The organism is Roseovarius sp. SK2 (assembly GCF_028807495.1).
Lineage (GTDB): Bacteria > Pseudomonadota > Alphaproteobacteria > Rhodobacterales > Rhodobacteraceae > Roseovarius > Roseovarius confluentis.
In genome coordinates this window covers 32,937-45,004 of sequence record NZ_JARAMK010000013.1, presented here as the reverse complement: position 1 = coordinate 45,004, position 12,068 = coordinate 32,937, and the positions used below count along the sequence as shown (strand labels likewise).

At 59.4% G+C, this 12,068-nt stretch carries 11 protein-coding genes; 9 read left to right on the top strand and 2 right to left on the bottom strand.

Annotation, left to right across the window (positions count from 1 at the left end):
• Nucleotides 1–269: 269 nt before the first annotated feature.
• From urtA to PVV74_RS20170, 9 genes are all read left to right on the top strand, one after another.
• Nucleotides 270–1,541, top strand: coding sequence for an urea ABC transporter substrate-binding protein (gene urtA / locus PVV74_RS20210; RefSeq protein ID WP_274594438.1), 1,272 nt, complete (start codon nt 270–272; stop codon nt 1,539–1,541).
• 157 nt (nt 1,542–1,698) lie between these two features.
• The gene (gene urtB / locus PVV74_RS20205) at nt 1,699–2,607 is read left to right on the top strand and encodes an urea ABC transporter permease subunit UrtB (protein ID WP_245890407.1); all 909 of its coding nucleotides are present in this window, start codon (nt 1,699–1,701) and stop codon (nt 2,605–2,607) included.
• Nucleotides 2,608–2,620: 13 nt separating this feature from the next.
• Nucleotides 2,621–3,775 carry an urea ABC transporter permease subunit UrtC gene (urtC, locus tag PVV74_RS20200; protein WP_274594437.1) on the top strand — a complete coding sequence of 385 codons (1,155 nt, stop codon included), beginning with the start codon at nt 2,621–2,623 and terminating at the stop codon, nt 3,773–3,775.
• 8 nt (nt 3,776–3,783) lie between these two features.
• Complete coding sequence (gene urtD / locus PVV74_RS20195; RefSeq protein ID WP_274594436.1) at nt 3,784–4,536, top strand: urea ABC transporter ATP-binding protein UrtD; 753 nt, start codon at nt 3,784–3,786, stop codon at nt 4,534–4,536.
• An 11-nt stretch (nt 4,537–4,547) separates the two neighbouring features.
• Nucleotides 4,548–5,237, top strand: a complete 690-nt coding sequence (gene urtE, locus PVV74_RS20190; RefSeq protein ID WP_274594435.1) for an urea ABC transporter ATP-binding subunit UrtE — start codon at nt 4,548–4,550, stop codon at nt 5,235–5,237.
• Nucleotides 5,238–5,259: 22 nt separating this feature from the next.
• Nucleotides 5,260–6,489, top strand: coding sequence for a formamidase (gene fmdA, locus PVV74_RS20185; protein ID WP_103762000.1), 1,230 nt, complete (start codon nt 5,260–5,262; stop codon nt 6,487–6,489).
• A 60-nt stretch (nt 6,490–6,549) separates the two neighbouring features.
• A complete protein-coding gene (locus PVV74_RS20180) occupies nt 6,550–6,885 on the top strand; it encodes an FmdB family zinc ribbon protein (protein ID WP_274594434.1) in 336 nt (111 codons plus the stop codon).
• A 754-nt stretch (nt 6,886–7,639) separates the two neighbouring features.
• Nucleotides 7,640–8,284, top strand: a complete 645-nt coding sequence (locus tag PVV74_RS20175; protein WP_103762002.1) for a GNAT family N-acetyltransferase — start codon at nt 7,640–7,642, stop codon at nt 8,282–8,284.
• Between the two features lie 60 nt (nt 8,285–8,344).
• Nucleotides 8,345–10,063, top strand: a complete 1,719-nt coding sequence (locus PVV74_RS20170; RefSeq protein WP_274594433.1) for a tetratricopeptide repeat protein — start codon at nt 8,345–8,347, stop codon at nt 10,061–10,063.
• Between the two features lie 36 nt (nt 10,064–10,099).
• On the opposite strand, the gene PVV74_RS20165 is transcribed toward PVV74_RS20170, so the two are convergent.
• Nucleotides 10,100–10,672 (bottom strand): hypothetical protein, encoded by a 573-nt coding sequence (locus PVV74_RS20165; RefSeq protein ID WP_103762003.1) that lies wholly within the window; start codon nt 10,670–10,672, stop codon nt 10,100–10,102.
• 73 nt (nt 10,673–10,745) lie between these two features.
• Nucleotides 10,746–12,047 (bottom strand): hypothetical protein, encoded by a 1,302-nt coding sequence (locus tag PVV74_RS20160; RefSeq protein WP_274594432.1) that lies wholly within the window; start codon nt 12,045–12,047, stop codon nt 10,746–10,748.
• Nucleotides 12,048–12,068 lie beyond the last annotated feature (21 nt).

Genomic DNA, 12,068 nt, shown 5'->3' with positions numbered 1-12,068 from the left:
CACCTATCCAGTTTCCGCAGTTCGAGCCCGGGCGTTCTGATACACACGATGGTTTCCCCGAGCCGGCCCGTTCCTGCCGCAGACAACCCGCGCGTTCGCTCGCGCGTCTTCCCGGTACAGGCCCGATCTTGGGTGCCATACTGCCGGGTAAAAACACCTAACCATATACGTCATTCGACGTATACTGCATCGCAGCAATCCCTGCCAGCTTGTCCTGCAGAGGCACACTCGTCCCGTCTCACCGACTGTTGCACTGACAAGGAGGCACTATGTCTGACAGCAAAAAAACAAACGGAATCAATAACCTCAGCCGCCGCGCCGTGCTCGCGGGCGGGGCGGCGCTTTCGGCGTCTCTGTTCACGCCGAAAATGCTGCGCGCGCAAGATTACCCGACTTCGGAAGTTAACACCACGGGTCTGGCCGTCACCGACGATACCGTGACCTGCGGTATCCTGCACTCGGTCACAGGCACGATGGCGATCTCGGAAACCGGCTCGGTTCAGGCCGAGAAGCTGGCGATCAAGCAGATTAACGCGCAGGGGGGTATCCTGGGCCGCAAGATCGAGTACATCCAGGAAGACGGCGCATCCGATTGGCCTACCTTCGCCGAAAAGGCGCGCAAGCTACTGGTGCAGGACAAGGTCGCTTCGGTCATGGGCTGCTGGACCTCGGCCAGCCGAAAGGCTGTGCTGCCGGTCTTCGAACAGAACAACGGCTTCCTCTACTATCCCACCTTCTACGAAGGCCTCGAGGAAAGCCCGAACGTCATCTACACCGGCCAGGAAGCCACGCAGCAGATCATCGCGGGCCTCAACTGGGTGAACCAGACCAAGGGCGCCAAGTCGTTCTACCTGCTTGGGTCCGACTACATCTGGCCGCGCACCTCGAACAAGATCGCGCGCAAGCATATCGAGAACTTCATGGAGGGCTGCGAGGTCGTGGGCGAAGAGTATTATCCGCTCGGCCACACCCAGTTCAACTCGGTCATCAACAAGATCCGTCTGCGCAAGCCCGACGTGATCTATGCCATCGTCGTGGGCGGCTCGAACGTGGCCTTCTACAAACAGCTCAAGGCCGCGGGCATCGACCCGGCCGAGGAAAGCCCGATCGTCCTGACCATCTCGGTCACCGAGGACGAGATCCGCGGCATCGGCGGCGAGAACATCGACGGCGCCTATGCCTGCATGAAGTATTTCCAGAGCCTCGAGAACGAGAACAACCAGGAATTCGTTTCGGCCTTCAAGGAAATGTGGGGCGAGGACATCGTCATCGGCGATGTGACGCAGGCGGCCTATCTTGGTCCGTGGCTGTGGAAGGCGGCGGTCGAAAAGGCCGGCTCATTTGACGTCGACAAGGTGCGTGAGGCCAGCCCGGGCATCGAGCTTCAGACGGCGCCGGAGGGCTATGTCAAGGTCCACGAAAACCACCATCTGTGGTCCAAGACACGGGTTGGCCGCGCAAAGACGGACGGCCAGTACGATGTGGTTTACGAGACCGCCGACCTCGTCGAGCCCGATCCCTTCCCAGAAGGCTACCAGTAAGCGCTGACCGCGCCCGGCCCGAATGCGTAACCGGGCCGGGCGCGAACTGCGCTCCGCCTGCGCCGCGTGCCCGAAATGCGCGGCGCAGGCATGACCTCCTGCGATCTGCTGCCCACTTCCAGAAACGGAAAGACGTTCCATGTTCTCAGACTATTCCATGAGCGAGCTGACCGCGATCTTTGCCATGCAGGGATTTGCCGGTCTCATCCTGTTTTCGGTCTTCGTCCTCATGGCGCTCGGCCTTGCGATCATCTTCGGCCAGATGGGCGTCATCAACATGGCGCATGGCGAATTTATGATCCTCGGTGCCTACGTGACGTACCTGATGTCGAACCTTTTTGCCGATTACATGCCGGCGCTGTTCAGCATCTATTTCTTCATCGCAATGATCTTCGCGTTCATCGCGTCCGGCGCGCTGGGAATGCTCGTGGAATGGGCGCTCATACGTCATCTTTACAAACGCCCGCTCGACACGCTGCTGGCGACATGGGGTCTCAGCCTGATCCTACAACAGCTTTATCGCACCGTCTTCGGCGCGCGCGAGGTGGGCGTCACGATCCCCGACTGGATGATGGGCTCACTGCCGCTCACCGACCTGATCGAAGTGCCCATTAACGGAATTTTCGTGATGGTGCTCGCGGTCGGCATATCGGTCGGCGTCTACGTCATGCTCTACCGCTCGGGCTGGGGCAAGCAGGTGCGCGCGATCAACAACAATCGTCAGATGGCCGATGCCGTGGGCATCAACACCGCCTGGACAGACCGCATGACCTTTGCCATCGGCTGCGGCGTGGCGGGGGTGGCAGGCTCGGCCTTCACCATGATCGGCTCTACCGGGCCGACGGCGGGACAGCTTTATATCGTCGACACCTTCCTCGTGGTCGTATTCGGCGGTGCGGGCAGCCTTCTGGGCACCATCGCCAGCGCCTTCTCGATCAGCCAGGCACAGTCGATCATGGAGTTCTTCATCTCCGGTTCGATGGCCAAGGTCCTCACTCTCCTGACCGTGGTCGGCATCCTGATGCTGCGCCCGCAGGGTCTCTTCTCCCTGAAACTGCGCAAGTAAGCCGGAGGCACCAATGCAACCCATGCCGATCAAACACCCCTTCCTGACCCGGCGCGACATTGTCGGCTATGCGATCCTCGCAGCGGTCATCTTCGTCGCCTTCCCGCTGCTGCTGGAACCCTTCCGCCTCAACCTCTTCGGCAAGTACCTGACCTATGCCTTCGTCGCGGTCGGTCTCGTACTGTGCTGGGGCGTAGGGGGTATCCTCAGCCTGGGGCAGGGTATCTTCTTCGGGCTGGGCGGCTACTGCATGGCCATGTTCCTCAAACTCGAGGCGTCCACGCCGGAAAACACCTCGATCCAGTCGACGCCGGGCATCCCCGATTTCATGGACTGGAACCAGCTGACCGCGCTGCCGTGGTGGTGGGAGCCGTTCAACTCGCTTTTCTTCACCGTCATCGCGGTGGTAATCGTGCCGGTGGCCTTTGCCTTCATTATCGGGGTGGCCATGTTCCGCCGCCGCGTGGGGGGCGTCTACTTTGCCATCATCACCCAGGCCATCGCGGCAATCCTGACGATCCTGATCATCGGCCAGCAGGGCTTTACCGGCGGCGTCAACGGCATCACCGACCTGCGCACCTTCAACGGCTGGGATATCCGCACCAACGACGCCAAGACGCTGCTTTACTTCGTCAACGGCGCGTTGCTCTTTGCGGTGCTGCTGATCGCGCAGTTCGTCCGCAAGTCCAAGCTGGGCCGCCTTCTGATCGCCATGCGCGACCAGGAAGATCGTGTTCGGTTCTCGGGTTATGACGTGGCCAACTTCAAAATCTTCGTCTTCTGCCTCGGGGCAGGTTTCGCCGCCATCGGCGGAGCGATGTTCACGCTGCAGGTGGGCTTCATGTCCCCGACCTTCGTGGGCATCGTGCCCTCGATCGAGATGGTGATCTACGCCGCCGTCGGCGGTCGGCTTTCGATCATCGGTGCGGTCTACGGCACGCTTCTGGTGAATTACGCCAAGACCACATTTTCCGAAAGCTTCCCGGAACTCTGGCTTTTCGGTCTGGGCGCGCTCTTCATCGCGGTTGTGATGGCCTTCCCGAACGGCCTCGCCGGTCTCTGGGCTGATCATGTCGAACCGCGGCTGAAATCGCTCTGGCCGCGCGGTGATGCAAATCACCCCGCATCCACGACCCCGGCCACGGCCGAAGAAACCCCGGCGGAATGAGGTAGGACATGCTGGATTACGATAACCAGAACTTCGTGCTGATGGTCGAGGACCTCACGGTGTCCTTTGATGGGTTCAAGGCGGTCAACGACCTCAGTTTCTATGTCGAACCCAACGAATGCCGCGTGATCATCGGCCCGAACGGGGCGGGCAAGACCACCGTGCTCGATCTCATCTGCGGGCGCACCCGCGCCACATCGGGCTCGGTCGCCTTCAAGGGCAAGGACCTGCTGAAGATGCGCGAGGACCAGATCGTGCATGCCGGGGTAGGACGCAAGTTCCAGACGCCGTCGGTCTACGAGGACCTGACTGTCTTTGCCAATCTCGAGCTCAGCTATCCCAAGGGCCACGGTGTCTTCGGCGCGCTGTTCTTCAAGCGCGACCAGGCCGTACGCGACCGGATCGCAGAAATCGCCGAGATGATCTTTCTGAGCGATCAGCTGACGCAGAAGGCCGCCTTTCTAAGCCACGGCCAGAAGCAGTGGCTGGAGATCGGGATGCTGCTGATCCAAGATCCGGAGCTTTTGATGCTGGACGAACCCGTTGCGGGCATGTCGGTGGCCGAGCGTCGCAAGACCGCGGAACTCCTGAACCGGATCATCGCCGACCGCTCTGTCATCGTGATCGAGCACGACATGGGCTTCGTCGCTGACATCGCCACCCGCGTGACCGTCCTGCATCAGGGCAAGGTCTTGTCAGAAGGCTCGATGGAACATGTGCAGGCCGACCCCAAGGTCGTCGAAGTCTACCTCGGACATTGAAAGGACCTCCGATGTTGAACGTCAAGGAATTGCGATCCGCCTACGGGCAAAGCGAGGTGCTGCACGGGCTGGACCTTAATGTGAAGCCCGGAGAGATCGTCGCCATCATGGGCCGCAACGGCATGGGCAAGACCACGCTGATGAAAACGCTGATGGGCATCATGCCATCAACATCCGGCGCCGTCAGTGTCGAGGGCGCCGAGGTGACGAACCTCAAGCCGCACCAGCGCGTCAAGAACGGCATCGCCTACGTACCACAGGGCCGGATGATCTTTTCGTCGATGACCGTGAAGGAGAACGTCGAGACGGGCCTTACGTCCACCGGGGAGAAATCCGTGCCAGAGGACATCTACGAACTCTTTCCGGTGCTGTTGGAAATGAAGTCGCGCCGAGGCGGCAACCTTTCGGGCGGCCAGCAACAGCAACTCGCCATCGCCCGGGCGCTCGCGTCCAAGCCCAAGGTGCTGCTGCTCGATGAACCGACCGAGGGCATCCAGCCATCGATCATCCGCGAAATGGCCCGCACCCTGCGCCGCATTCGCGACGAAAAGGGGCTGTCCATCATTGTCTCCGAACAGGTCCTGACCTTCGCGCTCGACGTGGCGGACCGGGTCGTCGTTCTGGAAAACGGCACCTTCGTCCATGACAGCCCGCGCGAGGGCATCGACGAGGCGAAAGTCTCGAAATTCCTATCCGTCTGACCAAAACTGAAGAGAGGACAACATGGCAGATACGCTTATCTCGGTCGATCTTTCCGATAGCCCGCACACCAACGAGGCGGTACACAACCGCTGGCACCCGGACATCCCGATCGCCGTCTGGGTCGAGCCGGGGGACGATTTCAAAATCGAGACCTACGACTGGACCGGCGGCCAGATCAAGAATGATGACGATGCCGCCGACGTGCGCGACGTGGAACTGGAACAGGTCCACTACCTCTCCGGTCCCATCGGCGTGAAGGGCGCCGAGCCGGGCGACCTGCTGAAGGTTCACATCCTCGATATCGGGGCCAAGGAAGAGATGAACTGGGGCTTCAACGGATTCTTTTCGAAACAGAATGGCGGCGGCTTCCTGACCGATCACTTCCCCGAGGCGCAGAAATCCATCTGGGATTTCCACGGCATGTTCACCTCGTCGCGTCACGTGCCGGGGGTCAAGTATGCGGGCCTCATCCACCCCGGCCTGATCGGCTGTCTGCCCGACCGCAAGATGCTGGACATGTGGAACACCCGTGAAAAGGCACTGGTGGACACCGATCCCGACCGCGTACCGCCCCTTGCCGCTCTGCCCGACACCCAGTCGGCGCATATGGGCAAGCTGATCGGCGACGAGAAGATGAAAGCGGCCGGCGAGGCCGCCCGCACTGTTCCGCCGCGCGAACATGGCGGCAACTGCGACATCAAGGATCTTTCCCGCGGCTCGACCTGCTACTTCCCGGTCTATGTCGACGGCGCGGGCCTTTCGATGGGCGACCTGCACTTTAGCCAGGGCGACGGCGAGATCACTTTTTGCGGCGCCATCGAGATGGCCGGCTGGCTGCATATCCAGGTCGAACTGGTCAAGGGCGGGATGGAGAAGTACGGGATCAAGAACCCGATCTTCAAACCCTCGCCGATCACGCCGAAATACGACGACTACCTGATCTTCGAGGGCATCTCCGTCGATGAAAGCGGCGAGCAACATTACCTCGACGTGCACGTCGCCTATCGCCAGGCGTGTCTCAATGCGATCGAGTACCTTAAGAAGTTCGGCTATACCGGTGCGCAGGCCTACGCGATTCTCGGCACAGCGCCGGTGCAGGGGCATATCTCGGGTGTGGTGGATATTCCCAACGCCTGTGCCACTCTCTGGCTGCCGAACGAGATCTTCGATTTCGACATCATGCCGGGTTCCGACGGACCGACCAAGCATCTCGATGGCTCGGTCGACATCCCGCTGGCTCCAGATCTCTGAGACCCGATTGCCAGACGGGCCACTGATGTGGCCCGTCAATCCAGTTATGCGGAGATTTCAATGCCTTACTATGACTACAGCTGCCCTGAATGCGGACCCTTCACCGATTTCGCCGCGATGGCGGATTTCGACAAACCTTGCGTCTGCCCCACCTGCGCGGCATCCTCGCCCCGCGTTTTGTTGCGCGCCCCAGCCTTTGCCAACATGGACGGAAGTAAGCGTGCCGCCATGGCCACCAACGAACGCAGCCAGCATGTGCCCAAATCCACTAGGTCACATGGACCCGGCTGTTCGTGCTGCTCTGCAAGCTCAAAAAAGCTGCCCAGTCGCACACTCCACCGCGCGGACGGTTCCAAGAGTTTCCCTTCCTCCCGCCCTTGGATGATAAGTCATTGACCTGAGCAGCCTGATCTGACTGGTGCGGTTTGATTGTTAGTGCACGGTCAGCCTTGGGTCCATTGGAACGATGGTTTCTGGCGCTGGTGCCTCTGTCCCGGATGCTCGCAGCATACACCCTGTTCCGAAAATCACGACCCAGCATCGGCACTGGGATGATAATACCGTTTACAAGCCCGCTGGAACGCCGCAACAAAGAGATCAAGCGGCGCACCAAACGTTGTCGGGATCTTCCCCGACCGAGAGGCCGTCATCCGGCAGATCAACGGTCCATGAACCGGGGGCTAGGTATGCATCCGTGAGTGGTGCTCCCAGTTCCTCGGGCCGCATCTTGCAGCGCGTATCAATAAATCCTTCTAATCCAGCAAATAAATCTTTGAAATATAGATGCTTTTACAATCACTTTATACTTTATAAAATAATCCCTGGTGAAATACAACGTATGATAGAGTTTCGTGGCAGAGGACAATGCCTACTGTGGCGCGGGGGGCTTTGTGCCGCTTCGCCGCATTCCTGACAGGTGAAAATATTAGCTTTTGCAGCCATCCCTAAGAACAGCAAAAAACCGTATGTAGCTTGCCCTATAGTCAACCTTTCCCTCGTTTGAAAACGATACGTGCGCTTCCTATTCACGCTCGGGACGAGCAACTAAGCCCAGTGCTAAAGATGCCAGTGTTCAGCAAAGCAGAATATCCGATTGCCCAAACTTTGTGCTACGCTGTTTTATACAAGCTCCATTCAACGGTTTTGACACATGCCTGACAATACTTCCAAATCATTTTCATTGAGACCATTGGAAAAGCCCGACCTGACGTGCATCACACGATGGTTTCAGGAAGTGGGAGATTTGGCGCTCTTTGATCGACATTCGCGCGTCCCCTACGATCTGGCGACGAGTGAGAGGCTGTGGAACATGTCTGACACCCCGCAAAACGCGTACGACAATTGCTGGTTCGCGATCACGTCCAAACCCACCGGCGTTGCCGGCATCGTAGGCCTTGAGCGCATTTCGCCCGTCAACCGCGATGCGGTCATCGCACTTTATGTCGACCACGCGATCCGGCGGCAGGGAATTGGCATTCGGGCATCAGCGCTGATACTGGATTTCGCATTTCGGCAACTGGGATTGAACCGGGTGACGTCCTTCTATCGCAAGGACAACGCGGGCAGCCGCGATCTGACCAGTCAGGCCGGCTTCGAAGTGGAGGGAACGATGCGGCAAGCGTGGTTTTCCGACGGGAAGTTCCATGACATGATCGTCGTCGGTCTTCTGGCGGAGCACTGGAACACTCGACGAGACGCGCTGGCAGAAGAACTCGGAGAAACAACAGTGATCGCGTTTGGCGATGGGAAGAGTTCGGGTTCTAAATGGCCACCGCACAGGTCGGTAACGCACTGAATGAAAGCCGGATAGTTGAACGCACGCGAACCAACTTTCAGACAGCGGCTCGGGGCTGTCTTGTTTGCCGATGTCGTCGGGTATTCCCGGCTCATGGGGCGGAACGAGATTGACACCTACAAGGCCTTGCGCGCCCTTCTGGAACGTCTCGAGGCGGCGTGTGTCGAAAACGGCGGACAATTCGTCGACGTCAAGGGCGACGGCATCCTCGCCCGGTTCGACACGGCGACCGATGCCGTGCTTTTCGGCGTGGAACTGCAACGTATCACCGAGAGCAGCAATGCCGACTTGCCCCTGGCGCAAAGGATCAGCTTTCGCGTCGGAATCCATCTTGGTGAGTTCCTGCTCGACGACCGTGGCATTCATGGCGACATCGTCAACATCGCAGCCCGACTGCAAGAACTCGCCGAACCCGGCCGTGTCTTCGTCAGTTCCAGCGTGTATGAGCAGGTGCGCAACAAGCTGCGCCTGGGCTACGAGTTTCTTGGCCCGCAAATGCTTAAGAACATCGAGCAGCCCGTCCCCATCTTCTGCATCCGAACCGAAGTCGAGGGCGCAACCATGGCGGCCACGGTTCGGCCTTCGGCGCCCTCGATGGAGTACAGTCGGCCCGACACACCTTCGATCGCCGTTCTTCCCTTCGATATCCGCGGCGGCGACGAGTCCGAAAGCTGGTTGGCGGAGGGACTGACCGAGGACATCATTCTCGCGCTTTCCAAATTCAAGAACCTGTTCGTCATCAATCGGAACACAAGCTTCGCGTTCAGGGCGCAGGATCTGCCCCCAAGCAAAACTGCCACGAAACTGGGGGTGCGCTATGTCGTGCGCGGCAGCGTTCAGCGCGCGAAGACGAAGCTGCGCATCAAGGTCGAACTGATAGACACCGACTCGTCTCGGACGATCTGGGGCCAAACCTACGACCGGGATCAGGAGGACATCTTCGAGATTCAGGACGAGATGACCGCGTCAATCGTCGGGGCGGCCGCTGTTCTGGTCGAGGCAGAGGAACGCCGGCGCTTCAGTGCTTCGATCCCGTCCGACCTTGCGGCCTACGGCTTCGTGCTGCGGGCACAGCAGCTGATCTTCAAGTACACGCGGCGTGACAACGAGCATGCGCGAATGCTCTACGAACAGGCTTTGTCACTGGACGGGAAATATGCCCGTGCCTCCGCGGCCCTGTCGCGGACCCTGAACATCGACTGGCGCTACTCCTGGAACGCGGACGGAGATCAGGCGCTCGACACCGCTCTTTCCTATGCCCGTCGGGCCGCCGACCTCGATCCCACCGATGCGCGTGCATTCGGAGAACTCGGATTCGTTCACCTTTACCGCAAGGAACACGATGCGGCGCTCGGGGCTTATGATCGTGCGCTCAAGCTCAATCCCAACGATGCCGATTTGCTGTCGGACTATGCAGATGCCTTGGCGCATTCAGGCCAGAACGAAGAGGCGATCCAGCACCTGCAGCGCGCCATGCGATTGAACCCGTTCTTCCCGGACCAGTACCTTTGGCATCTTGGCGGGGCTTACTACAATCTAAAGCAATATGACGCGGTGATCGAAACCGTCAGCAAGATGAACAACCCGACAGAAGGTCAACGGATGCTGGCGGCAAGCTACGCGCAGCTGGGCCAAATCGAGTTGGCAAGCAAGATTGCCGAGAAACACCGTACCGTGCATCCGAACTTTTCGATCAAGCATTGGGAGCAGATAATTCCCGACCGCCTGCCAGAAGACACGCAGCATTTCCTCGAAGGATTGAAAAAGGCCGGGTTCTGATTGCTGGACCCCGCTGCGCAAAGGTCGCGTTTGCGTTCAGTCGCCGGAGCCGCGCGCCTTTGCCCCGCTGACCTTGGCACCGCTCACTTTCGCGCCACTGACCTTGGCGCCACTGACTTTTGCACCGCTGACCTTCGCGCCGCTTACGCCCGCTCCGTCACCGGCGAAGTAAGCTTCCAACAGTATCTGTTCGAACATGCCGGTCGACACATCCATGCGCATGGTCTGATCGGCCTTGTCATAGCTCCAGACCCGGATATCGTTCGCGATTTGAAAGTCGGCCGCGGCGACCCCGCTTTTGGAGGGGTCGTTGGGCGCGCGTGACCCAAGGTTGCCGGGAAGGTCCCCGTCGGTGGCACTTTGACCTTTTCCGTGAACGAGAAAGATCACGGGTTCCGGCAGGTCGAAATACGTGCCTTCGTGGGCGAAACCGTAGATCTTGGCGAAAGCGGGTGACTGCTCGCTTTCCTTGTCATCGGCCAAGGCGAACTGGTCATCCAGATGCTTGTTGCCGCCAAGCGTCCTGGACGCTCTGCGTTGATACACCAGATCATCAAGAATTCTGCCAAACAACAGCACTTCTGAAAAGCTCAATAAAGACTCCGACATGATGCCCTCTTTTTAAAATGGATTAACGACAAGGTGCCACAAACAACAAAGAACGCAAAACGTATTTAGACTATTACAGGTGCGGCACTCGTGTGCGCACGGAAACCGCATGGCTGTCGCCATCGGGGTCGGCCAGTCTCGGACCCACCTGCGTAAGGCCGATATCGCGCATACGGAAATTACCCTCGATGATCCGTTGGTACGCCCCGCCGGATATGTCGCGATCGACGGCCAGCAGCGCCTCTTCGACATGCGAATAGCTCAGCCCGTCCGCTTCCAGTATATCCCATGCGTCAGCCAGGTAAGAGCCCATCAGGTCCCGCGCTTCCAAGAGCGCAATCCGAAATCCTTCGGGGTTTTGCGCGTAGCGATCATCGAACATGTCCTGCATGACGTCGCTGTACTCGGGCGAACCTTCGAGCCGATCCGACAGGTCTTCGATCTCCGGCGTAATCAGCCCGGTTTCCAGAAGCCGTTCGTGAAACAAGTCGATCAGGATGTCGAACAGGGCCCCGGTCAGCGGTTCCGACAAAGCGTGCTCGCTCGTCCAGCCAGCCGAGAAATTCGACAACAGTTTGTCATTGGCCGCCATGCGGATCTGCGCTGTCTGCGCCGTTTCAGCAAACCGGTTGAGCCGATTGTAAGTGTAAAGGTTTCCCCGGGTTTCCTCCAGCAGAGCCTCGACTACCGATCCGAAATGCAACGAGGCCAGAAGCGCGACCATGTCCGCGGCGGATTCGTGAAAACCGTAATATTCGCCCGACGCGTCTCCTTCAGTGGGCAGGCCGATCACGCTGTAGATCAGCGCGTGCCCGATTTCATGGGCGACAACATCGAAGTTCAGGCTGTAGGGCCTGTACTCACCTTTATGCTCGGTGGTCCCGCCGGTCTCCAGAAAACCCCAGCCGATATGCGCATTGTCGAGGCCGGGCAGCAGCGACAGTTCCAGCTTGTCGTAGTCGGACTCGAAATGCCACGGGATCCGGCGCCCGAAATACCCTTCCCAGACATCCATCGTGAAATGCGCCGAGCCGAATAGATGCGCCGCCTCGAATTCCGGGTCATCGGGCGCGATGTGGATGAAGTTGCCGAACTCATCGGGGATGGCCGGCGCGTTGCGCTGCCCGTTCCAGGGCGGAAGGTACATGCCCGGCCCGACGGGCCCGGGCACGATGGCGCCATAGGATATGGTCTTGCCTATGGGGTCGACCACATACATGCGCGGCCCTGACGGACCAGGACCGATCGTACCGGGCGGGGCCGAGATCTCGACCAGTTCCAGTTCCGCCGCGTCCTCCCCGAACGGAGATTGCGGAAACAGAAGAAAGCGCGTGCCCGGCGCTTCGTCCTCTGCCGCGTAATCTGGAAACTGCATCAGATCCTCCGTTGCGTTTCG

Excerpts from the sequence above, each read along its gene's own strand:
- urtC (WP_274594437.1), top strand. The coding sequence starts at position 2,621 with ATGCAACCCATGCCGATCAAACACCCCTTCCTGACCCGGCGCGACATT.
- urtD (WP_274594436.1), top strand. The coding sequence starts at position 3,784 with ATGCTGGATTACGATAACCAGAACTTCGTGCTGATGGTCGAGGACCTC.
- urtB (WP_245890407.1), top strand. The coding sequence starts at position 1,699 with ATGAGCGAGCTGACCGCGATCTTTGCCATGCAGGGATTTGCCGGTCTC.
- urtA (WP_274594438.1), top strand. The coding sequence starts at position 270 with ATGTCTGACAGCAAAAAAACAAACGGAATCAATAACCTCAGCCGCCGC.
- PVV74_RS20180 (WP_274594434.1), top strand. The coding sequence starts at position 6,550 with ATGCCTTACTATGACTACAGCTGCCCTGAATGCGGACCCTTCACCGAT.
- fmdA (WP_103762000.1), top strand. The coding sequence starts at position 5,260 with ATGGCAGATACGCTTATCTCGGTCGATCTTTCCGATAGCCCGCACACC.
- PVV74_RS20165 (WP_103762003.1), bottom strand. The coding sequence starts at position 10,672 with ATGTCGGAGTCTTTATTGAGCTTTTCAGAAGTGCTGTTGTTTGGCAGA.
- urtE (WP_274594435.1), top strand. The coding sequence starts at position 4,548 with ATGTTGAACGTCAAGGAATTGCGATCCGCCTACGGGCAAAGCGAGGTG.
- PVV74_RS20175 (WP_103762002.1), top strand. The coding sequence starts at position 7,640 with ATGCCTGACAATACTTCCAAATCATTTTCATTGAGACCATTGGAAAAG.
- PVV74_RS20160 (WP_274594432.1), bottom strand. The coding sequence starts at position 12,047 with ATGCAGTTTCCAGATTACGCGGCAGAGGACGAAGCGCCGGGCACGCGC.